This window comes from Bacillus sp. sid0103 (genome assembly GCF_019219025.1).
Map to the genome: position 1 here is coordinate 86675 of NZ_JAHUWN010000020.1, position 23261 is coordinate 109935.

Annotated in this window: 23 protein-coding genes; 4 read left to right on the top strand and 19 right to left on the bottom strand. The window is 38.7% G+C overall.

Annotated elements, in window-relative coordinates:
* Nucleotides 1-139: 139 nt before the first annotated feature.
* The 10 genes from KW850_RS21150 to KW850_RS21195 form a co-directional block, all read right to left on the bottom strand.
* Nucleotides 140-1495, bottom strand: a complete 1356-nt coding sequence (locus KW850_RS21150; RefSeq protein ID WP_256358366.1) for an aspartate aminotransferase family protein — start codon at nucleotides 1493-1495, stop codon at nucleotides 140-142.
* Between the two features lie 100 nt (nucleotides 1496-1595).
* Nucleotides 1596-3062 (bottom strand): CoA-acylating methylmalonate-semialdehyde dehydrogenase, encoded by a 1467-nt coding sequence (locus KW850_RS21155; protein WP_218349741.1) that lies wholly within the window; start codon nucleotides 3060-3062, stop codon nucleotides 1596-1598.
* 192 nt (nucleotides 3063-3254) lie between these two features.
* On the bottom strand, nucleotides 3255-4847 hold the full coding sequence (locus tag KW850_RS21160) for a PucR family transcriptional regulator (RefSeq protein ID WP_218349742.1): 1593 nt from the start codon (nucleotides 4845-4847) through the stop codon (nucleotides 3255-3257).
* Nucleotides 4848-4927: 80 nt separating this feature from the next.
* Entirely contained in the window at nucleotides 4928-5161 is a 234-nt protein-coding gene (locus KW850_RS21165; RefSeq protein WP_218349743.1) for a hypothetical protein, read from the bottom strand.
* A gap of 38 nt (nucleotides 5162-5199) precedes the next feature.
* On the bottom strand, nucleotides 5200-5415 hold the full coding sequence (locus KW850_RS21170) for a hypothetical protein (RefSeq protein WP_218349744.1): 216 nt from the start codon (nucleotides 5413-5415) through the stop codon (nucleotides 5200-5202).
* Nucleotides 5416-5477: 62 nt separating this feature from the next.
* Nucleotides 5478-6896, bottom strand: a complete 1419-nt coding sequence (gene hydA / locus KW850_RS21175) for a dihydropyrimidinase (RefSeq protein ID WP_218349745.1) — start codon at nucleotides 6894-6896, stop codon at nucleotides 5478-5480.
* A gap of 21 nt (nucleotides 6897-6917) precedes the next feature.
* A complete protein-coding gene (gene preA / locus KW850_RS21180) occupies nucleotides 6918-8204 on the bottom strand; it encodes an NAD-dependent dihydropyrimidine dehydrogenase subunit PreA (protein ID WP_218349746.1) in 1287 nt (428 codons plus the stop codon).
* A gap of 30 nt (nucleotides 8205-8234) precedes the next feature.
* Complete coding sequence (locus KW850_RS21185; protein WP_374226375.1) at nucleotides 8235-9605, bottom strand: NAD(P)-dependent oxidoreductase; 1371 nt, start codon at nucleotides 9603-9605, stop codon at nucleotides 8235-8237.
* A gap of 719 nt (nucleotides 9606-10324) precedes the next feature.
* Nucleotides 10325-11131, bottom strand: coding sequence for a uroporphyrinogen-III synthase (locus tag KW850_RS21190; protein ID WP_218349747.1), 807 nt, complete (start codon nucleotides 11129-11131; stop codon nucleotides 10325-10327).
* Nucleotides 11132-11156: 25 nt separating this feature from the next.
* Nucleotides 11157-11843 (bottom strand): NAD(P)H-binding protein, encoded by a 687-nt coding sequence (locus KW850_RS21195; protein WP_218349748.1) that lies wholly within the window; start codon nucleotides 11841-11843, stop codon nucleotides 11157-11159.
* A 179-nt stretch (nucleotides 11844-12022) separates the two neighbouring features.
* On the opposite strand from KW850_RS21195, the gene KW850_RS21200 reads away from it, so the two are divergent.
* Together KW850_RS21200 and KW850_RS21205 are read left to right on the top strand one after the other, a co-directional pair.
* Nucleotides 12023-12598, top strand: a complete 576-nt coding sequence (locus KW850_RS21200; RefSeq protein ID WP_218349749.1) for a CBO0543 family protein — start codon at nucleotides 12023-12025, stop codon at nucleotides 12596-12598.
* Between the two features lie 106 nt (nucleotides 12599-12704).
* Nucleotides 12705-13004: a hypothetical protein gene (locus KW850_RS21205; RefSeq protein WP_218349750.1), complete on the top strand. Its 300-nt coding sequence runs from the start codon at nucleotides 12705-12707 to the stop codon at nucleotides 13002-13004.
* 48 nt (nucleotides 13005-13052) lie between these two features.
* Here KW850_RS21205 and KW850_RS21210 read toward each other — a convergent pair whose 3' ends face one another.
* The 3 genes from KW850_RS21210 to KW850_RS21220 all read right to left on the bottom strand — a co-directional run bounded on the left by KW850_RS21210 (nucleotide 13053) and on the right by KW850_RS21220 (nucleotide 16175).
* Complete coding sequence (locus tag KW850_RS21210) at nucleotides 13053-13826, bottom strand: cobalamin-binding protein (protein ID WP_218349751.1); 774 nt, start codon at nucleotides 13824-13826, stop codon at nucleotides 13053-13055.
* Between the two features lie 82 nt (nucleotides 13827-13908).
* Nucleotides 13909-14508, bottom strand: a complete 600-nt coding sequence (locus KW850_RS21215; protein ID WP_218349752.1) for a branched-chain amino acid aminotransferase — start codon at nucleotides 14506-14508, stop codon at nucleotides 13909-13911.
* A 128-nt stretch (nucleotides 14509-14636) separates the two neighbouring features.
* Nucleotides 14637-16175, bottom strand: a complete 1539-nt coding sequence (locus KW850_RS21220) for a DHA2 family efflux MFS transporter permease subunit (RefSeq protein ID WP_218349753.1) — start codon at nucleotides 16173-16175, stop codon at nucleotides 14637-14639.
* A gap of 183 nt (nucleotides 16176-16358) precedes the next feature.
* Here KW850_RS21220 and KW850_RS21225 point away from each other — a divergent pair, with 183 nt between their 5' ends.
* Nucleotides 16359-17279 carry a TetR/AcrR family transcriptional regulator gene (locus tag KW850_RS21225; RefSeq protein ID WP_218349754.1) on the top strand — a complete coding sequence of 307 codons (921 nt, stop codon included), beginning with the start codon at nucleotides 16359-16361 and terminating at the stop codon, nucleotides 17277-17279.
* An 8-nt stretch (nucleotides 17280-17287) separates the two neighbouring features.
* Here the strand turns inward: KW850_RS21225 and KW850_RS21230 are convergent, their stop codons facing one another.
* From KW850_RS21230 to KW850_RS21245, 4 genes are all read right to left on the bottom strand, one after another.
* A complete protein-coding gene (locus tag KW850_RS21230) occupies nucleotides 17288-17701 on the bottom strand; it encodes a hypothetical protein (RefSeq protein WP_218349755.1) in 414 nt (137 codons plus the stop codon).
* 138 nt (nucleotides 17702-17839) lie between these two features.
* On the bottom strand, nucleotides 17840-18535 hold the full coding sequence (locus KW850_RS21235) for an LrgB family protein (RefSeq protein ID WP_218349756.1): 696 nt from the start codon (nucleotides 18533-18535) through the stop codon (nucleotides 17840-17842).
* Nucleotides 18516-18896 (bottom strand): CidA/LrgA family protein, encoded by a 381-nt coding sequence (locus KW850_RS21240; RefSeq protein WP_218349757.1) that lies wholly within the window; start codon nucleotides 18894-18896, stop codon nucleotides 18516-18518. Before KW850_RS21240 ends, KW850_RS21235 begins: the two co-directional genes overlap by 20 nt.
* 256 nt (nucleotides 18897-19152) lie before the next feature.
* Nucleotides 19153-19629 carry a PaaI family thioesterase gene (locus KW850_RS21245; RefSeq protein ID WP_218349758.1) on the bottom strand — a complete coding sequence of 159 codons (477 nt, stop codon included), beginning with the start codon at nucleotides 19627-19629 and terminating at the stop codon, nucleotides 19153-19155.
* 241 nt (nucleotides 19630-19870) lie between these two features.
* On the opposite strand from KW850_RS21245, the gene pepF reads away from it, so the two are divergent.
* Nucleotides 19871-21685: an oligoendopeptidase F gene (gene pepF / locus KW850_RS21250; protein WP_218349759.1), complete on the top strand. Its 1815-nt coding sequence runs from the start codon at nucleotides 19871-19873 to the stop codon at nucleotides 21683-21685.
* A gap of 63 nt (nucleotides 21686-21748) precedes the next feature.
* Here the strand turns inward: pepF and KW850_RS21255 are convergent, their stop codons facing one another.
* Both KW850_RS21255 and KW850_RS21260 read right to left on the bottom strand, forming a co-directional pair.
* Complete coding sequence (locus KW850_RS21255) at nucleotides 21749-22201, bottom strand: flavodoxin domain-containing protein (protein ID WP_218349760.1); 453 nt, start codon at nucleotides 22199-22201, stop codon at nucleotides 21749-21751.
* A complete protein-coding gene (locus tag KW850_RS21260; RefSeq protein ID WP_218349761.1) occupies nucleotides 22198-23244 on the bottom strand; it encodes a ribonucleotide-diphosphate reductase subunit beta in 1047 nt (348 codons plus the stop codon). The genes KW850_RS21255 and KW850_RS21260 overlap by 4 nt, the downstream gene beginning before the upstream one ends.
* Nucleotides 23245-23261 lie beyond the last annotated feature (17 nt).

Below are 23261 nucleotides of genomic sequence, written 5' to 3' on the forward strand. Positions count from 1 at the left end.
AATCATTCTTTCAAAAGATTTCGACATTAATTTACTAGATTCTAAGCAACCCTTGAAATGAGTAGAATAGTCGCATTTTTCCCATGAAAAAAAGAACCCATGTGGTTTACAAATGTAAATCACATGGGTTCTTTTTTGGTTAAATGATCTTCTGGAGGGACTCGGTAAGTGTTTTAACAAGGAAAGTTAAATCAACCTGTTTAATCGTTAATGGTGGTGCCAGTGTTAACACATTATTGAATCCAGCTACTGTAGCCCCATTTTTTCCGATGATAATCCCTTCCTGCTTACAGTTGGAGATTACTTGATTGACGAGATCATTTTCTAACGGTTCCTTGGTATGCTTATCCTTAACTAATTCAATTCCAATCAGTAAGCCTTTCCCGCGTACGTCCCCAACATATGGGTGGTCTTGCAACAGATTCCTTAAATCGTTTAATAGCTGCTCACCCAAATCACGTGAACGGTCAAATAATTTTTCCGTTTCCATAATCTCGAGATTTTTTAAGGCGAGTGCACAGGCTGCTGGATTCCCTCCAAATGTATTAACATGGCGGAAGTAATCGTATTCCTCCGAGCCTTTAAATGCTTCGTAAATGTCTTTGCGTACAGCTGTGGTAGAAAGCGGCAGATAGGCACTGGTAATTCCTTTTGCCATGGTTATGATATCAGGTTTCACACCATAGTTCATATATCCAAACGGCTTACCGGTACGGCCAAACCCGCAAATGACCTCATCAACAATAAGCAACGCTCCATGTTTTTCACAAACCTCTTTTGCAGCTTTCATATAGCCGTCCGGTGGAATGAGGACACCGCCCCCTGTAATAATCGGTTCCATTATCATAGCGGCAATGGTTTCGCTCAACTCCCATGTCATCGTCCGGTCAATTTCTTTTACTGAGGATAATTCCTTCGGATCTGATACATTTATATCATCCCGGTAGGAATCAGGTGGTGAGACATGAATAAAACCTGGTGCAAGTGGTTCGTATTTGTATTTACGCTGTGCCTGCCCAGTTGCAGCAAGTGCCCCCATTGAATTCCCGTGATAAGCCCGATAGCGTGAGACGATTTTATAGCGGTTATGTGCACCCTTTTGCTGGTGGTACTGCCTAACTATTTTAAAGGCTGTTTCGTTGGCCTCTGATCCACTGTTAGAGAAAAAGATGACATAATCATCACCTAACATTTGATTCAACTTTTCGGCAAGTTTTATTGCTGGAATATGGCTTTGCGAGAGTGGAAAATAGGCCATTTCCTTCAATTGTTCATAAGCTGCCTCTGCAAGTTCAGCCCTGCCATAACCAATATTCACACACCAAAGGCCGGCCATCGCATCTAAATAACGTTTTCCATCGGCATCTGTTACCCAGGAACCCTCTGCCTTTGCTGCCACTAACGTCGCATTTGGATTATATGGTTTCATCGAGTGCCATACATATTTATCATCCTGCTCTAACAACGTTTCTTGGGATCGACTTGTTTGCACCATCCTCATCCCTCCATTTCTTAAAATTGGTGCCTGACACCAAAAGGTATTCAGGCACATTCGTTTTTCTATTGTCTAGCATTGCAAGGGCGTTTTCCCTTTTCTAACCATCAAAGCGTGAAGTAATCATTTTCTTCCGTGTATAGAAATTCAGACCATCTTTTCCGTTTACATGCATGTCACCATAGAACGAATCCTTCCAGCCTGAGAATGGGAAGAATGCCATGGTTGCCGGAACACCAACATTAATTCCAAGCATACCTGCATCTGCTTCTTCACGGAATTGACGGACAGCTTTAGCATTGTTGGTATAAATGGTCGCTCCATTTCCATATCTAGATTTACGGATATATTCCAATCCTTCATCTAAATCATTGGCACGGAGCAAGCTTAACACCGGTGCAAAGATTTCCTCTTTTGCAATCGTCATCTCCGGTGTGACGTGATCAAAAATCGTTGGCCCTAAGAAATTTCCTTCAGGCAATTCATCCATTTCTCTCCGTCCATCCCTAATTAAGTCAGCACCTTCATTAAGCCCTTTTTCAATATATTCTAGAACTTTTTCGCGGTGTTCCTTGCGGATAATTGGTGTTAATAACACCTCATCATCCATTCCGTTTCCGATAATTAATTCATCCGCCTTTTTCTTTAGTGCAGCAACAAATGGCACATTATCACCGACAACTACGACTGCACTACAAGCCATACAGCGCTGACCTGCACTACCAAAAGTGGAACTGATAATATGTTGAACTGCCTTATCCATATCGGCATCCGGCATTACAATATGATGATTTTTAGCGCCAGATAAAGCTTGAACTCTCTTTCCTTCGGCAGCAGCACGTTGATAAACATACTTGGCAACTGGCTGTGAGCCTACAAATGAGATCGCGGCAATGTCCTTATGGTCTAGTAAACCATTGACAACATCATGAGCTCCGTGTACCACATTTAACACGCCTTTTGGTGCTCCAGCTTCTGTAAACAACTCTGCTAATCGATTAGCTAGTATTGGTGTGCGTTCAGATGGTTTTAGTACAAATGTATTTCCGCAAGCGATCGCAAGCGGGAACATCCACAGCGGGACCATCATCGGGAAGTTGAACGGGGTGATCCCGCCGACAACCCCAACTGGGTAACGGAACATTTCAGAATCAATATCTTCAGCAATTCCTGATAATGTTTCGCCCATCATTAGCGTTGGTGCACCCGAGGCAAATTCAACACACTCGATGCCGCGCTGGACCTCTCCGTATGCTTCTTTGTATGCCTTTCCATTTTCTAAAACAATTAATCTAGCTAATTCTTCATGGTTTTCAGTTAACAGGTAGTGATACTTAAAAAGAATTCTTGCTCGTTTTGGGACAGGGACATTTTTCCACTCTTTAAAGGCTGCTTTAGCTGCTGTTACAGCTAGATTTACATCCTCTTTCGTTGACACAGGAACCTTGGTTAACAGTTCATTCGTGGCAGGATTCGGTACATCCAGGGTTTGATCACTATTGGAGTCCACCCATTCACCGTTAATATAATTTTTTAAAACTGCCGTTTCCTTTTTCGTTACACTCATATATTCAACCTCCTAATTGTTATCTATTGTTTTGAATTTTCTAATATTGTAATCCTTGTAACCTCATTATCTCGTATCTAGAAGCTGCTTTCATTAGACATTCTGTAAAATGAGGTGCGGCATTTCTTTGACGATATGAGCAACCATCTACGATTATTCCAGTTTTCGAAATTGGTTATTATTTACATTGGATTAGGACGATGCTAAATAGTCCTGAACGAGCAGCATAAATTCGATAGCCACACGTTTTTCATGTTCCATAAAGTCCTCGCCAAGAATGTTTTCAAGCTTTTGCAAACGATGGTACAGTGTCTGCCTGACGATATAAAGCCTGCTTGCTGCTTCCTGCTTTGAGCCATTACACTCTAAATAGACTTTTAATGTCTCTAACAGCTTGCCATTATATTTTTGATCATAGTGAATAACTGGCTGTAAATACTCAGCTGCAACCTCTTGAAGATTGATATGTTTACTCATCTGTGAGATTAGACGATATAAATGCAAATCTTCATAAAAATAATAGTCTGCTTTATTAGACATTTTTTGCTGGATTCGCTGAGTTTCTTTTGCTGATTGATAACTTTTATGTACATCATGTAAATTCCCGATAAAACTCCCAGCAGCAATCATTATTTTCGCTGAACATTGTTTCCTAATAAACTCGGATTCGATTATCGATTCGATTGCCGTTTTAATGCGTTCCTTTACATTCTTTTTTGCCCGGTTGTTTACAAGAATGAAGGTTATTTCATTTCTTTTTTCAACCGATAATGCCGTGAAGCCATTTTGTTCAAGTACAGAACGAAATAATAATTTGAGATAGGTGACATCTTGAGTTATTTTCTCTTTGAGGGGAATAAGTTTTGCAATTAAGACAACGGCCTCGTTGGTTTTTGTTTTGATTCCATTCTGCACAAAATATTCACTAATGCCTTCGGGTGAATGTTCACCTTCAAGCCAGCCATACAACCACTCAAACTCTTCTGCACGTTTTTTTTCTTCGACATACATATCCCTTAATAAATGTTGGGCAATTGCTGTAGCGGTCCGATCTAAAATCAATAAATCGTATTCACTTATCGGAAGATCTTTCGAATAAATAAATAACTCTGCACATTCTTGCTCAAACAAGAAAATTGGGGATGAGGCAATGTTTTCACATGGGTGTGTTTTGAGTGCTTTGAGCTGGATAATCATAGATTTTTGATCATGTTGATTGATGTGTGGAACAAATTCATACTCTTGATTTTTCAAACGAAAAATAATCTGTAAATCCAAAGCAGAATACATACATTGCAAAATATCTTCATAACTTTCGATCGTTAGGAGTCGTTTATTCAGGTTTTGAGAGTAATTCTCTAAATCAGATATCTTCTGGTATTGCTGGTTAATGATCATAGAATGAATGTCTTGAGTAATCTGTACAAACGGAACTTCCTGAGAAAAAATAATGATAGGGAATTGATGTTCATTTGCAATTTCAATGACTTCAGTTGGAATCTCCGTCATATATGTTCCCATTTCAATGCATAAACCTGCAGCTTGGTTTTCAAGAAATTCCTTTACCATCGAGACAAATAAATCGGTATTTTCCCTCCAGGCAACACCAGTAGAGAGAATAAGTTCATTTCCATTAAGGAGATTTCGAATACTGGTGACCTCGACAACATGAACCCATTTGACAAAGCGTTGGATACCTTTTTCCCCGGCAATAACCCGTGCATTTTCAAAATTTTTTCGCTTTAAAATATCTGCCACTGTTAAATGAAAATGGTCTTTGATCATTTGACTCTCCTTGGAAAAATTTGAACAGAAATAATGGTTGATAAAAGGATTGGCCTTTCAACCAATCCTTTCAGTTATTTCTAATGGATTATTGGGAAGTATACTTTTATTTGGCTAAGCATTGATTCAAATTCCACTCGATCAAGAAAATCCTCAGAGTGCCAATTTTCCAAAATCCAAACTACTAATTCTTTCGCAGAGTTAAAGTATTCTCCGCTCGAATCGGACTTTCGAATCGTATAACGGCCATTGTCTTCGTCAATTGTGACTTCACAAGGATAGGCATTATCTTTGGATCTTAAAGAAAATTCCATACTTCCCACCCCCTTTTTACTCTATTTTTAACCCTGTTCTATCTTGAGTGGTTTTGCTTTAATAGGAGACTAGCAAAATACTTACGGGCATTTGCCGTTCCAATTTTCAAAATTTCAGTTACATTTCCTTTTGGATGTGCAAATTCAACTGTAGCCCCATTAAGATGTTCTTTGACACCACTAATCCGATACCCTTTTTGGATGAGAAAATCAATTTTGTCTCTTTCATCTAAAAATTGCTGATGTTCTGACATCCAATCTCCCCCCTTTTTCATTCATATATTTCTTATCGTATTTGTGCTTTATTCTATAAAGGTTAGATTGATAGAGTTTCGCCTTGGTTTACGAGAGCATTTTTATTATATTTCATACGCTTCAAATATTGACCAGATCCAGGTTTACCTACAAACTGCTTATCGCGGACAACAAATTCTCCACGGGACAGCACGGAAACAGGCTCACCAGTAATCTTCATTCCTTCAAACGCATTGTAATCCACAGCCATATGATGTGTTTCAGCTGAAATTACACGTTCGATGTTAGGATCAAAGATTACAAGGTCCGCATCTGCACCAATGGCGATTGTTCCTTTTTTCGGAAATAAACCAAATAGCTTAGCGCTCCGCGTTGAAGTAATATCAACAAATTGATTTAGACTTATCCGTCCTTTCTTCACCCCCTCAGAGAATAAAACCGATAATCGATCTTCAATAATTGGGCCGCCGTTCGGAATTTTAGTAAAGTCATCTCTTCCTAAATCCTTTTGGCCTTTAAAATCAAACGAGCATTGATCTGATCCAAGGGTCTGCAGCTGACCGCTCTTCAACGCATTCCAAAGTACATCCTGATTCCATTTCTCTCTTAGCGGCGGGGACCATACATATTTTGCTCCTTCAAAATTAGGTTTTTCTAAATAACTTTGGTCAAGGACTAAATATTGCGGGCATGTTTCTCCCCAGACATCAAAGCCTTTAGCTCGTGCTTTAGCAATTTGTTCAACAGCCTCAGCGCAAGATACATGGACCACATACAGTTGGGAATTGGCTAGCCCGGTGAAATTTGCGGCACGGCCTGTAGCCTCTCCCTCTAATTCAGGCGGTCTTGTTAAAGCATGGTAAATTGGAGCTGTATTCCCTTCATCAAGGGCTTTCTTCGTTAAGTAATCGATGACATCCCCATTCTCTGCATGGACCATAACCAAGGCTCCATGATCTTTCGCAGAAATAAGGGTCTTAAACAATGTTTCATCATCCGCTTGAAAGACATTTTTGTAGGCCATAAATACCTTAAAAGAAGTAATTCCTTCTTCACTAATAACCTGCGGCAGTTCATTAAGGACATCCTCGTTGATTTCTGAGATCATCAAGTGGAAGCCATAATCAATGACCGCTTTCTCTTTTGATTTATCATGCCAAATTTGAATGGCATTCTTTAGTGGCTCACTCTTATTCGTTAAGCAAAAATCAATAACCGTTGTCGTACCACCAAAGGCAGCTGCGATGGTTCCTGATTCAAAATCATCCTTCGTTACCGTTCCACCAAAAGGCATGTCGAGATGGGTGTGTGGATCAATCCCGCCCGGAAAAACAAAACAGCCTTTTGCATCGATAATTTCTGCCCCAATCGCTGTTAAATTCGTGCCGATTTGTGTTATCTTCCCATCCTCAATTAATATTTCTCCTTGATAGGTGTCAGAAGCAGTGACGATCGTGCCATTTTTGATAATTTTTTTCATCTACAATTCCCTCCGTATCTTTTACTTGGTAATATCTGCTTTAGTCACGGCTACTCCACTTAAGGCAGCCTGCCGCTCGTTCCAGGTCATCGGCATCAATTCACTTGGGATTTCCACCATGTCAATTGCCCCATCGACAGGACATACAATTGAGCATAGGTTACAGCCGACGCAATCTTCTTCCCTAACTTTAAGAATGCTCTTTCCATTTTCGTCTGTTACCATATCAATACATTGGTGTGAAGTATCTTCGCAGGCAATATGGCACTTATTGCAATTAATACAGACATCCGTATTGATTTTTGCAACGATATTGTAATTTAAATCCAAATTACCCCAATCCGAATATTTAGGTACAGATTTCCCCATGATTTCAGAAACGGAAGCAATCCCTTTACTATCCAGGTAATTGCTAAGACCTTCAATCATGTCCTCAACAATTCGAAAACCATGGTGCATGGCAGCTGTACAAACTTGAACTCCTGTTGCACCCATTAACATAAATTCAACGGCATCCTTCCAGTCAGAAATCCCGCCAATCCCAGAAATTGGGACATTAATATGTGGATGCCTTGCACATTCTGCGACCATATTTAAGGCAATCGGCTTTACTGCAGGTCCGCAATATCCACCGTGTGCTCCTTTTCCTGCAACATGTGGAATCGTATTCCAGGTATCGAGGTCGACGCCCATTAGGCTGTTAATCGTATTAATCATACTTATTGCATCAGCACCACCATTGCAGGCAGCTTCAGCCGTAGCGGTGATATCGGTTATGTTTGGTGTTAATTTTACAATGACAGGTGTCTTGGCAACTTCCTTCGCCCAATAGGTTTGACGTTCAACAAGGGCAGGCACCTGACCTGAAGCTGCTCCCATGCCACGTTCGGCCATTCCGTGAGGACAGCCGAAATTTAACTCAAGTCCATCAACACCGACATCCTCGACTCGTTTAACGATCTCATGCCACTTTTCCTGCTTCGGTTCCACCATCAACGAAGCAATGATGGCATGGTTTGGAAACCGTTTCTTAGTTTCATAGATTTCTTTTAAATTGACCTCTAATGGTCTGTCAGTAATAAGTTCAATATTATTAAAACCGGCTACTCTTTGTCCGTTAAAACTTACCGCAGCAAACCTTGAAGATACATTTAATATCGGATCTCCTAATGTTTTCCAGACAGCCCCGCCCCAGCCTGCTTCAAAGGCTCTTTGCACTTGATAACCAGAGTTGGTTGGCGGAGCCGATGCCAGCCAGAATGGGTTAGGAGATTTAATCCCTGCAAGATCGATACGTAAATCAGCCATCTATATTTCTCCCCTTTATCAAATAAGAAGTTAGTTTACCGTTCCTACAACAGATAATTGTTTGTGAATCGCATAAGCCACATCTTTTCCTTGTTGGGCAGCCGTTACGACCATGGCGTCTCCGTTTCCTTTACCAAACACGACATCACCACAAGCAAATACTTTTGGATTGGAGGTTTGGAATGATTCTGAGTCTACCTTGACAACACCACCATTATGCTCAAGACCAAACTCTTCAATCAGTTTAAGGTGTCTGGTTTGTCCAATGGCTTTTACCACGGCATCAACAGGAAGTACATAATCAGACCCTTCAATGGCTACAGGGCGGCGTCGGCCATCTAGTTCAGGCTCGCCGAGCTCCATTTTGATACACTCGATTCCCGTTACTTTTCCAGATTCATCACCGATAATTCGTTTTGGTGCTGTTAACCAACGGAATTCCACTCCGTCCTGTTTAGCAAATTCATATTCAAAGTCATACGCGGTCATTTCTTCCTCTGTTCTTCGATATAAGATTTTGACGTTTTCAGCTCCTAAGCGGACAGAACAGGTTGCACCATCAATCGCGGTGTTTCCGGCCCCAATCACAGCTACTCGTTTACCAACAAATTCATCGGATAACTGACCGCTTTTTGTTGCCTTAACAAATTCGATCGCATCATAGACACCTGCGAGGTTTTCTCCTTCCACTCCAAGGTTTGGAACATGTGCCATCCCCACCGCCAGGACGATATAATCAAACTTTTCAGTAATTTCTTCAACTGAAATATCCTTGCCGACTAACGTGTTCGTTCTAATTTCTACATTCAATTTCTCGACTTGCTCTACTTCCCAGAAAGATACCCTTTGCGGTAATCGGAATGAGACAATACCATACGTATTTAAACCGCCTGCTTTCTCGGCTCCTTCAAAGATCGTTACCTCGTACCCTAATCTTGCCAATTCTCTGGCTGAAGATAATCCTGCCGGACCACCACCGATAACAGCCACTGTCCTTCCGTTTGCTTGACCAGCTTGAAACAGTGTTTGATTATTTGCCATTGCCCAATCCGTAGCATATCTTTGTAAGTCGCCAATCATGATTGGCTTGGTGGAGTGATTTAGGACACAAGCCCCTTCACAAAGTTCTTCGGTTGGACAAACCCTCGAACAACTTGCACCCACAGGATTGGAAGACATGATTGTTTTGGCAGATCCTAACAAGTTTCCTGAGGCAATTTTTTTAATAAAGGTAGGAATATCAATACCTGTCGGACAGGCTTTAATACATGGAGCATCATAGCAATAGAGGCAACGATTAGATTCTTCAACAGCTTCTCGGTTTGTCAGCCCCTTTTCCACTTCTAGAAAGTTCTTTTCAAGATGGGATAAGGAAATACGCTGCATTTTTTCATTCGCCATAGAGAAACCTCCTTTTATATATATGGATTTTTCAATACTTATGGGTTTTTAAAGTTGTCCTGCTTTTTTTGAACTCTAAAATGTAAGCGCTTTAATAAACTGATATTACCAAAAAGGGACCAACTCCTTTAACGCATTTATGTATTTCGCAGAAAATTCTGCATCTTATAATAATTTTACAGACTGTAAATAGGCATTTCACCTGACAATCTGTAAAATGATGCATGCAATAAATTAACCATTATGTAAAAAGAAAGTTGTTGCCAATGAATGTAGAATCCTAGAGGAACATTGATGTAAGTTGGCATTGATAGGGAATGTTGGATAAAGACTTTACAGAGGACTTACTTTTCATGTACTCTTTTCTGAATACTTTTTCAATTTAACATAATAATACCAAAAAAATTGTAAAAATATATCGAATTGTCAAATAATCTTCCATACTTTATTTATACACGCTGGAAGGTTTACTCACCCTTTTCATTACTTATTTACTTGGACTTCGTCTCACTTAGAAAAACATAAATTTCGATATAATTCTGTTAAAAACTTCTCGACATTTTCTACAGTTATGACATTCACCCGTTTTCAAAAAGGTTGTGTAAAACTTACATGTTGATTTCCGCTCCAATCAACACAGGTGAAATATCAACAATATCGTTTAACACAGCCTTATAAAAAAAGTGTACCAAACGTCATGCAGGTACACGAATACTAGTTTAACTTAGATAAAATTTAGCTAACTTGATAACCATTGCTCCCATTCGTTCCTTTTCAGGAACAACAATTCTTTCTATTCCTTCATCTTTTAATGCTGCTTCAGTCACTTTCCCAACAGCTCCAGCAACCACCTTTTCCTTAAACAGGGCCACAATTTCTGAATTGATACTTTGTTTACGTGCATAGTCAAAAAGTGAATGAACCTGTGTAGCCGTGGTAAAACAAACCGCATCACACTTATCGAATTTCAGTTCATGAAGTAACTGGTCGACTGTCTCATTTTCAGGGGGTATATGTTGATAAGGAAGTATCTTTTTTACAGTTGCCCCACGCTCTTTTAAAAAATTTGTTAATGATGGAGCTGTTTCACCATGTAGTTGAACCATCACCCTCTTTCCAGATAAATCTTCTTTTTCGAGCGCGAGCGCTAATCCCTTAGTTGTGCCATCTTCATCGACCACGAGTGGCTGAAGATCATATTTCTTAAGGGCAGAATAGGTCTTATATCCTCTCGATGCAATCTTTGCTTGGCGAATATTCTTAAAAAATGAATCTTGTATCCCAAGTCTTCCTGCTAGATCGACTAGGGTTTCAAAGCCAATCCCAGTGGTGAAAATCACCCAATCTGCACCATTTTCCACGAATTCCTTTAAATCTGGTTCTACTTCTTTCTCTGCCAAAAATACTGTCCCTTGAAGGGGTCGAACGAGAGGAATACCTCCCTGTTTTTTAATTAAGGTACTTATTTCTTCTATCTTGCGCGATCCGCAGATGACGACTCGCTTTCCTGTCAAGCCTTTTTCCATTTTACTTACCTCTCAGACTAAATTATTAAATGGTTTTATTTTTTTCTTTCGCAATTTGATCAATCGTATGTGATGGATAAATATTTACTCCACTTTTACTAGATTCGGCTACTGCGGCCATTGCTGCTGCTACGGTTTTAGCTTCAATTGCTTTATAAGGACGTAATGGACCAACCATGAATACATTGAAGAAAGCACTTGCTTTTGCTGCCATTTTTTCACCAAAACGAAATTCTGATCTTTCCCCTAATAATAATGATGGCCTAAAAATATGAACGGATGGTAAATCTAACTTACCAAGAGATTCCTCAACTTCACCTTTAACTTGATTATAAAAAATCCTTGATTTTGGATTTGAACCCATCGCGGTTATAATGAGAAATTTCTCTACCCCACTCACTTTTGCTATTTTGGCTGCCCCGATTGGATATTCATAGTCTACTTTACGAAAAGCTTCTTTGCTTTTTGCTTTTTTTATTGTAGTCCCTAAACAGCAAAAGACGTCTGTTACCTGAAATAATTCTCGGTATGTATGAAGCTGCTCAAAATCAACAACATGCTCTTCACATACAGCATTATTGCTTTCAATCGGTCTTCGAACTAACAAGTGTAACTTTTCATAATTTTTTTGTTGGGTGAGTATTTTTACTAATTCATTACCTACTAGTCCGGTAGCACCTAGAATCAGGGCAGTTTTTTTCCTGTTATTCACATCTAGTCCCCTTTCGATCCAACCATTTAACTCAATTCCTATAAAAAAATTGATGAATCGACTACATTTAGATTATGGCATAATCCCCAGGAATAATGAAGAATATTAATCCTCAGAAGTATATTTTCCCTTGTTTGTATAAAACCTAAAAAGAACGATCCAGAACTAAAGAGGTAAATATGGAAAATAACGATAAAGTTATTAATATACTAGATAAAAACGTGGATAAAATTGAAGATTTAATTGATCTTAAAATTGATCTTTGGAAAGAACATGTCCTTTTTTCAGGATTATGGTGGATGGGAGTTGCTCTTTCCATTTTGCCTTGGATGATTTGGTTCATGATTAGAAAAAGGCAAAGTACCGACCTACTGATGTATGTGGGTTTTTATGTCATGTCTATCTCCGTTATGCTTGATATTATCGGAGACCAATTAGGTTTATGGCATTATCGATACCATGTGATCCCCGTTCTTCCAACATACTTTCCTTGGGACGTTACGCTTATGCCCTTAACAATTATGGTATTATTACAGTTTCGTCCAAAAGGAAATCCATTGCTTAAAGCGATATTCTTCGCCCTCCTTAGTTCCAATATAGCCGAACCTTTTTTCGCATGGTTGAAGGTATACAACCCTATACATTGGCGGTTTATCTATTCTGTCCCTATTCAAATCGCGATATTTATGGGAGCTTATTGGTTAAGTAAGAAAAATAAATTTTCACCTTTAAGTGAAGAAGACAAAGCGATATAAACCTTAGTAATGATAAACTTTTGAAATTAATTTGTTTTTTATGTTCAATTATTTTCTCGTTGGACATACTGAAGGATGTGAAATTTTTTTTAAAGGAGGAACATAGATGCCTAACGATTTCCAATTTAGTAATTTTATTAATGAGGTTTCGTTACAGACGAAAATGGAAAATGTGTGGATCAATACATGTGGGTCTTGGCAGAATTGTAATGAAGAAACTATCCAAGCTTTTCTAGCCCAGTGCCTCGATTATAATATTGACCCGCAATATTGTATGAGCTGGGTGGAACAGCATAAGGATGAAATTCCAAATTGGACGAATGTGTCAGAAACCTCGCTTGGATGGGTCAACGCGCACACCTCAACGGGTTCGGCGATTTCGATTTCTGAGCAGGATATTAATTAATTTTTATAGGAGGGTGATACCCTCCCTTTTCATTTTATCATTGCATGGTCATTGATTTCTATGGATTAACTCTACTAACCTCTCTAATCCATCAAGGAGCCGTGGAGAGGGTCTACAGTAAAGCTCTTCCTCAAGTATCAGAATTCGCTCATCACTTGAAAATCCTAATTTCTCAAATCCAGACCGCTTTTTCACGATGCTTTTTTGAATCTTTTCCTTCCTTACACCTACCCAAGCAAGACAAATAAAATCGGGCTTGCGACTTACTACATCCTCCCAATCCGTCTGAACACTAGCTAATTCAACATCTTGAAAGATATTCACTGCTCCAGCAGCCTGGGAGATCTCTGTAAGCCAGTTTACTTTTCCTGGGGTAAATATCGGCTTTGGCCACCATTCCCAGTACAAACTTGGCCTGTAACTAAGATTTGCACTTCGCTGTTTTACTTTTTCCAGACGGAAATGAAATTGCCGGGCCGCATCTACTCCCCGTTCAAGTTCCCCTAGTGCTTCTGCTATTGTCATTAAATCATTTTCAATATCAGTTAGTGATTGCGGATTTAAAACAAGATGGGGAATCCCACGTTTCTGTAAAGCTTCCACGTTTTTTTCCATCCCTGGAACACTTAGGGATGCAAGGACCATGTCTGGCTGCAATTGTTCAACTAAATCCATATTAATGGACAAATCTGGACCTAACTTAGGGAGACTTTCGATTGAGGCTGGCCAATCGGAAAAGTCGTCCACTCCTACTAGTAAGTGTGTTAAACCCAGATATTCGATGACTTCCGTATTACTTGGGCATATGGAAATGACTCGCATCTATTAACATCTCTCCTCTAGTTAAAGCGAATGAATCATAAAACGCATGGATCGATTATTATCCATGCGTCTTTGACAAATGCTACTTGCGTTCCCCTTCCACCGCTTCAACCAACTGAAATAAAAACTGATAAATGAGCTGGAACGCCTCACCTATTGTGATCTCTTCCTTAAAACCATCGACATAGTTTAAGGCAAAATTCAAATTCCATAAGCCATCCTCTAAACTAAACATTAAATCAAATTTCGCTTCATCCCCATGTAAGAGGAAATTCAAATTTTCCTTTAACGTTTTTTCAAATTTCTTTTGGAGTTTTAAACCTAACATAACATCATAAGTCCCGAACACATCATCTGCTTCTAAAGAAACAGCTTCGACACTAATGATTTCAAACCAATTCGATTCCACATAGATAAATTCACTTTTATGCTTTTTTAAGAAATCAAGCGGCTCATTTAAAAAGGATGATGATTCGTTTTTGATCATGTTTTCAGATTCTTTATCACATCTCTCTATGTAAGCGTCAGCGAAGCGCGCCTTCTTATCCTTCTCCAAAAATTGTATATGATCTGCTAACTGATTCTTTTCAACATATTCTTTTTCTTCTTTAAAAATGGTTATATTTCCATTTGAACTATTTTGCTGTTCAGTGATGTACTGTTTGATTTTGTCTTTTAACATCAGAATATCCTCCTATGAATCGCTTATCTGCTTCTAATTTTGATTGTTTATTTATAAAAAAGCAAATGTGAAGATGTTTATAATCAAAAAAAGAGGCGACTCTTTAAGTCCCCTCTTTCTCGTGCAATTTAATTCTCCGCTAATTTCGCTTTTACCTTATGTGTAGAAGGTTTTACTTCACCTGGATTTTCCGCTTGCTTCGCCCGTTTAATAAATAAGGCAAGCACCAAAGCAAGACCGGCGATAAAGACGGTAACAAAGAAAGCATCATTAATACCTTCTAACGTAGCTTTCATTTGAATATCATGCTGCATTTTTAATTGCATTGCTTCCGTTATTTTGACTGATGGATTTGGTACAGCCTTCTTTGCAGCAGCAATTAGTTCAGTAGCATGTGTTTTCGCACGGGTGGTCATTACCGTTACCAATAACGCTGTACCAATCGCACCGGATACCTGCGACATCGTATTGTTCATCGCTGTGCCGTGTGGATAAAACCGTGCCGGTAATTGGTTTAAGCCATTGGTCGTAACTGGCATATTTACCATTGAAAAACCAAACATACGGATCGTGTATAAAATAATTAAATGAGGATATGTGGTTTCCAGTGTTAATTTACTAAATAAGTAACTTGTTATTACGGTAATTGCTAAACCAATAATAGCTAAAGCACGACCACCGAACTTATCAAATAGTTTACCTGTAATCGGCATCATAATGGCCATTAGAATTGCCCCTGGCAACAACATTAAACCCGCATCTATCGGGGAAATTCCGCGAATATTTTGGACATAAATTGGCAGAAGAAGCATACCTGAAAACATCGCCATTGTAACTACCATGGATATTGCAGAAGATAAAGCAAACATTGGGTATTTATAAATCCGGAAGTTAAGGAGTGGCCGTTCTTGTCTTAATTGACGCAAAATAAATGTTACCAATGAAATGAGACCAACAGCAAGCGTCCCATAAACCTGAGGACTATCCCATCCTTCTTTACCAGCTGAACTAAATCCATAAAGGATACCGCCAAAACCTATGCTGGATAACACCACAGATAAGAAATCCAGACGTATATCCACCTTATCTTTTTTATCCTTAAGCAAGAAAAAGCCAAGCAAAACGACGAGAATCGCGATTGGTGTGACAAAATGAAACAGCATTCTCCAGTCATAGTGTTCAATAATCCAACCCGATAAAGTCGGGCCAATTGCAGGAGCAAACATTAATACTAACCCGAAAACCCCCATAGCTAATCCACGTTTTTCAACTGGAAAACTTGTTAACATTACATTCATTAACAAGGGCATCATAATCGCTGATCCAGAAGCCTGAATCATCCGACCAGATAACAATAATGGAAAGGTATGAGCAAAGCCGGCTAATACCGTTCCTAACGTAAATAAAAGCATGGCTGCTAGGAATAATTGCCGGACAGAAAATTTTTGAATTAAAAATGCTGATAATGGAATCAGTATTCCATTCACTAACATAAAACCGGTTATCAACCACTGACCAGTTGATGGTTCAATTTTTAAGTCTGCCATGATCGAAGGCAGTGCGATATTTAACAATGTGTTATTTAAGAATGCAATAAAAGCGCCGATTATCAGTACGGCAAGAACGCCATACGGTGGGCCTGCAGTCTTTTTTATGGTTTGATTCATTAAAGTTCCCCCTATAATATATGTTCATTTTTTTATACACCTATTTCACACTTACATAATAATATACGCAGAGTTCAATTTTTGCAATTAAAAAAACCTACAAAATTATGGGTTTGTAATCATTCTATAAATAATGTACTATAATTTTATACTAATAGTACAAATTGAAATAAAGGTGATTTTATGAATGACCGCAAACTGCATGTAGTAAATATGGCTCATCAATTATTCATCGATAAAGGATTCCAAGCAACGTCTATACAGGATATTTTAGACTATAGCGGGATTTCTAAAGGGACATTTTATAATTATTTTTCATCTAAGAGTGAATTATTAATCGCGATTTATAAAACAATTTATAAGAAGCTGGAAAAGGATCGAAACGATTTACTAATCGGTCAAAACCCTTCAAGTATTGAGATTTTCATTAAGCAAGTGGAAATGCAAATGATTTCTAATAGGAAAAATAAATTAATTGCCCTCTACGAGGAAGTATTGTCCTCTAATGATGCTGACCTCAAACAATTTGTCCAACGGAGTCGTTTAAATGCGCTTCGTTGGTATTTCAATCGGTTTATCGACATCTTCGGCGAAGGGAAAAAGCCATTCCTGTTAGACTGTGCGATTATGTTTCAGGGGATATTACAACATAATGTTCAATACAATAGAATGGCCCATGAATCTGGTGAAAAAATAAGCAGTGTTGTCCGCTACAGTGTGGCGCGAATAGTTAAAATGGTTGATGAGGTTTCTGAATCAGGCGAGCAATTAATTGAACCTAAAACTTTAGAAAAATGGGTTCCTGGCTGCGAAATAAACAATCAAGAGATAATCACCCAGTTGATGAAAATAACGGTAACGTTACGGTCATCGATAACGAAGAGCATTCAGGAAGTAGAAGAACAAAACAAATACAATGAACTTTTGGATTTTATTCAAGAAGAAATCATCCATACTAGATCACCAAGAAAGTATCTTATTCAAAGTGCCCTGTTATCTTTAAAGCAAAACCCCGCTACACTTTGGAAAAAAGAGCTCGGGCAGCTTAATGAATTGATTGAGTCTTTCTATAGTCTGACAGAGTCGATAGACACAACCCCCTAATCCATGGATTAGGGGGTTGTGTATGTAAGGCTTTTATTATTTGAAAAGCGTTGCTGAATTTCCCAAATAAAGTAATTCTTTAAATATGGTTTTACCACTACAATTGCATCCTCACCATTTTTTGTAAATATTAACCCTGAACCCATTTGTTCTTGAAACTTCCACCCTTTTGATTTCATATATTTATTTACCACATTGTAGCTGCTACTTCCATTCCTTTCCGACAAGAACCTGCTACGTTTTTCTGTTTTTGAGAACAGTTCAAATTCAGAATCGGAAAAGTGAAGTTTCAATGCAGAAATAATTAATGGTATTGGATTTCCCTCCTGAAAAAGCGCAGATCCAAAACTGCTGAAAACTAGACCACATCCTATGACTGAAACAATCACGAGGGTAACGGCCATTTTTCTAATCCCCTCCACCCCTTCGCCTCCTTATTTATCTGCTTCTATTTAATTTGACGACGGATGGGTATTTTTGGTTTCGAAAAAAATATTTCATTTTCATTAAAATTGTTTTAATATGAGCTATTGAATTTTTTAATTAGGATTATTAGTTTTTTAAAAAAGGTAAAGATGTAATAATAAAGGTATCATAATAGACATAATCAATGCGGAAGTAATCATCGCGATGCTCCCCATCACCCCTTCGATTTCACCCCATTCAAATGCACGGTTGGCACCAATTGCCTGGGCTGAGGTTCCTAACGCTAATCCTTTAGCAATTCTACTTCTAATCCGAGTAAAATTTAAAAGAAATGGTCCAATCATTAATGAAAAAACAGCAGAAATACATACAAACAAAATCGTAAGTGACGGAATACCCCCTAATGACTGGGATACTGATAAGGCAATTGGAGCAGTTACAGATTTTGGGATAAGCGACAACATAATTTCCTTATTCATGTGCAAAGACTTCGTCAATAAGACAATTGAAATTACACCAGTTAATGTGCCTGGCATGACCGCCCAGAAAATAATTAAGAAATTTTTTTGAATAATTCTCACATGTTTATATAGGGGAACAGCGAGTGATACAGTGGCAGTTCCTAATAAAAGTGAAAATATTCCTGTTCCAGAAGAATATTGGGCGAATTGCACATGAGAAAGCGTCAATAAACAAATGATGAACACTGTTACAGTATATAACGGATTTAACCATGCCTTGTTATACGTTTTAAACACCTTATTTCCTGCTGCATAACTCATCACAGTAATGCTGGTACATAACAATATATTAGAAATCATTGTTCCCATTTTGTTTACTCCTTTTTCTTTTAGATTCTAAATACTCAGCAATAAAAGCTGTAACAAGAAGAACGACCAGGCTGCTTGCTACTAGGGTAATGGCTAATTTTATTCCTTCTGCTCTAAAAATCCCCGCAAAATGCCAAACACCTACTATAAAGGGAATAAATAGAAGCGTTATATGTCTGATATGCAACTGGGCGCATGCTTCAATCCATTTGAGCTTACAAACACCTGACACCAATGCAATGAATAAGAGGGCCATACCAACAATACTTCCTGGGACAGGAAGATCCAGCCAAGTAACAAGCCTTGTTCCGATCAAATATATTACTAATATTGTGAGAAACTGAGCAATAGTACGAACCATTTGGCTCACCCCCCTGCTTTTAGTCTAATGACCCATTATTTTTTGACAAATGAAGTCACTTATTTCTCTAACGTCAGTATTGCATACCTTATTAAGTTTTTCTGTAAATGTGGAATGGTTTCTAACATAAATTTTATAAAATTGATTTAATACATGTTAGTAAAACTTACTTTTTTTCGAGATACCCTTCATGAAGTAAAAAAAGCCGATTCCCAATAGTAGGACCGGCTAAAACTGAATTTATTTAATTTCCTATTTAAAAAAAGGATTTAGGCATAACAACAGCGACGACCTCTCCACGAGCACAAATTACATCATTGGCGTAAACCTCCGTCTCAACCTTAAACTTTTTAGGGTGAATTTCATGTACGGTTCCAATTGCTTTTAAAGGTATACCATGTGGAGTGGGCTTGAGGAAATTCACATTTAAGGAAGCAGTTACGAACCTTGGAGGCTCCGCTCCATCCCCAGTTTCATGGCCATTTTTCCGATGAAGGGCTAGTGCTGCCGAACCAGTCCCATGACAATCAATTAATGAGGCAACAATGCCGCCATAAACAAAACCTGGAAGTGCTAGATGCTCTGCTTCTGGTGTGAAAAGAGTTACTGTTTGCTCACCCTGCCAGCCAGTTCGAAAATGATGTCCCCCTTCATTCAATCGACCACAGCCATAACACCAAGCAAAATCAGCCGGATACTCATCTTGAATTGCATTAACTACCTCTTCAGTCATTTAGATCTCCCCCTATACTTTTCTTAGTAAATCTAGAACTTAAGTTTCACTCCACGCATATTGAAAACGATTTCAATATCTAACAGATAAATAATACCATCAAAAAAAATAAGCGGTCAACCAATAGACCAAATATTGAGAATTCTGTAGTCGGTGCCTGACACCAACTATCATTTGACACAATTTTCTAAAAATCTATGATAAAATTTAGTAAATTCGAAAGATTTGAGGAGGAGATTTAATGAAAAAAACAGTTGGGAAACGGTTGACCCGCTCTGAGGTTTCTGAAGAATTGACTTGGAATCTAGTTGATTTATTTCCTTCTGAGCAAGCCTGGGCAGATGAATTATATGTGATTGAGAAAGAAATAGCGCAGTTTGCTAAATTTAAAGGCACCTTACATACAGGTTCAAAAGCTTTATTAGACTGTTTAAGCGCACAAGAACAGCTTTCAATGCGAATAATAAAAGCCTGGACATATGCAAATCTAAAACAATCAGCTGACGGAACAGACCCAGTGAATCAGGCAAATTCCGCTAAGTTTTCTGCTTTACGCACAAAAGGGATGGCTGTCTTATCCTTCATTAATTCTGAAATCCTTGCACTTAAAGAGGGAACAGTTGAAAAATACCTTCGAGAAGAACAAGAGCTGGAACCATTCCGTAAAAACCTTGTAGAACTACTTGAGACGAAAAAACATATGCTCTCACCAGAAACGGAAGAAGTACTGGCTGCTCTTGGTGAACTGCAAGGAGCCCCTTATCAAATCTATCAAATGACCAAATTAGCAGATATGGAGTTTACTCCGATTCATGATTCAGAAGGCAACGAACAGCCTGTATCCTTTGCCTTATTTGAGAGCAAGCATGAATTTTCACCTAATACTGATACTCGCAGAAAAGCTTATGACTCATTCGTTTCTACTCTTAAACAATATAGAAATACGATGGCAGCAACATACTCGACAGAGGTGAAAAAGCAAGTAACACTCTCTCGCCTGCGCAAGTATGAATCCGTAGAGCAAATGCTTTTAGAACCGCACCAAGTTACTCTGGAAATGTACAATAATCAGATCGATATCATATATAAAGAATTGGCCCCGCATATGCGCCGTTTCGCCCAATTAAAGAAGAAAGTTTTAGGACTCGACGAAATGCTTTTCTGTGATTTGAAAGCGCCACTAGACCCAGATTTCAATCCAACCATAACCATTAAAGAAGCTAGTGAAGTAATCTTAGAATCACTAAAAGTATTGGGACCTGAGTACGTCGGGATCATCGAAAGGGGCTTTAAGGAGAGATGGATAGACCTTGCTGACAATGTTGGAAAATCAACGGGTGCCTTCTGTTCCAGCCCTTATGGGGCCCACCCATATATTCTCATCACATGGCAGGATAACATGCGCGGATGTTTCACCTTAGCACATGAATTCGGTCATGCTGGGCATTTTTATTTATCGAATAAAAATCAGCGCATCATGAATGTTCGTCCTTCTATGTATTTTATTGAAGCACCTTCAACAATGAATGAAATGTTATTAGGCCACCATTTGCTTGCTGGAACGGAAGATAAACAGATGCGTCGCTGGGTAGTCCTACAGCTGCTTGGAACCTACTACCATAACTTTGTCACTCATTTACTCGAGGCAGAATTTCAGCGCAGAGTCTACGGTCTTGCGGAGGAAGGCATAGCCCTTACTGCTAAAACATTATCAGAGGTTACTGGTGCAGTCCTTTCCGAGTTTTGGGGTGAAACGGTTGAAATCGATGAAGGTGCCAGCCTAACCTGGATGCGCCAGCCTCACTACTATATGGGCTTATATCCTTATACCTATTCAGCAGGATTGACGGCATCGACAGCAATTGCTCAACTGATTCAGGAAGAAGGTCATCCAGCAGTCGAAAGGTGGCTCGATGTCCTTCGTGCGGGTGGAACAATGAAACCACTTGAGTTATTGAAACATGCAGGTATCGACATGTCGAGACCTGATCCAATTCGGAAAGCGGTTGAATATGTTGAGTCATTGATTGAGGAACTTGAACGGTCTTATCAGTAAAATCAGGTGAAATATTAATGGGGATACGATCAACATTAAAAGGGTAGTCCATCCGTAGATGGACTACCCTTTTCCTTTCTTTCGCTTTAAACCTTTAACAAGACTACTTACAAACATTTGACACTTAAGAATATCATTCATTTGTAAGCTTAGCTCAATCTTCAGTGTCACCATTAAATTTGTGTGAACGAACAGCATATCTTTAAATTCATCAACAGCTCCACAAAACTTCGGGTACCCACTATCTCCCGTGCCAACCACTCCTGTAAGGATTCCCTTTACATCCAACTTTTCGAAAGCACGATATAACTCCATCATTTCTAGAGGAATTTCTCCATTTCCCCAAGTGTAAGTACCAATCACAACAGCCTCGTAGTGAATTACATTCATAACAGGAAATTCTTCGATTCGAAAAAGTGTGACATCAATCTTTTCCTCTAAAAATAACTGCCGAATCAAATGAACTACCTCTTCTGTATTTCCCGTTTTTGAGGAATAAACAAGAGCCATCCTCATAATTCATCGAAGCCATTTGATTGGGTTACCTTTGCATAGGTCCTCGCCTTCTGTTCAAAGAAATCGGATTTTGTTTCATTTATCATTTCATCGCTGAAAACATGGATCCATGGCATTGGATTGATCCTTTCGCTGAATAAGTTTGGTAATCCAAGCTGGCGCAGACGTTTATTTGCAAGGTATTCTGTGTACTCTTCGTACTCATTCAAGTTAATACCTTCTATATCCTTCAAAATTACATGGGCCCATTCTTTCTCAAGCTGGACAGCTTGTCCAACTGTCTTATACACATAATCAATATTCGCGTCTGTATTCAATTCCGGATGTTCTGTTAAGAGAATTCGTAGAAACTGGGCCATGAAATATGCATGCTGCATTTCGTCACGTTGGATATAACTAATCATTGTACTTGTCTTAAGCATTTTTTGCTGACGGGCAAGATGGTAGAAAAAAGCAAAGCCTGCATAAAAATAAATACCTTCAAGATTAATAGAATTTACACCTAATTGAAAAAGATTTTGAGGTGTGGGATTCTCTCGAAATCTTTCATAAGAATCTAAAATGAGTTGATTTCGTTTTTTCACTATGGGATCACTTTTTGCTTGATTGAAGCGATCATTTTGTTCACTTAAAGGTACAAGTGAACTTAGAATATAGGAGTATGATTCATTGTGAACTGCTTCCTGCTGGGCAATAACCGCAAATATTGCTTTAAAACTAGAATCAGTCACATAGTCCATCACCTGACACATGGTAGGTGTCTGTAGGCTATCTAATGAAGCGAGTTGTGTATTAATGCGCAAAAAAACATCTTGTTCTGTTGAACTGAGCAGGTCCCACTGTTTAATATCATCCTGCATATTAATCTCTTGCGCCTTCCAAAAGTTGGACAATAATGTCTGATATAAATCATATATTTGCGGATAGGCAATATCATTCCAATTAAGCAGTCCAGATGATTGTCCGTTAATAATCCCAGTTGATTTATTAGGAAACTCTGGATTTAACAGTTTTATTTTTGACATTGGTAAATGAATATCCATTTGGATTTCTCCTCCAC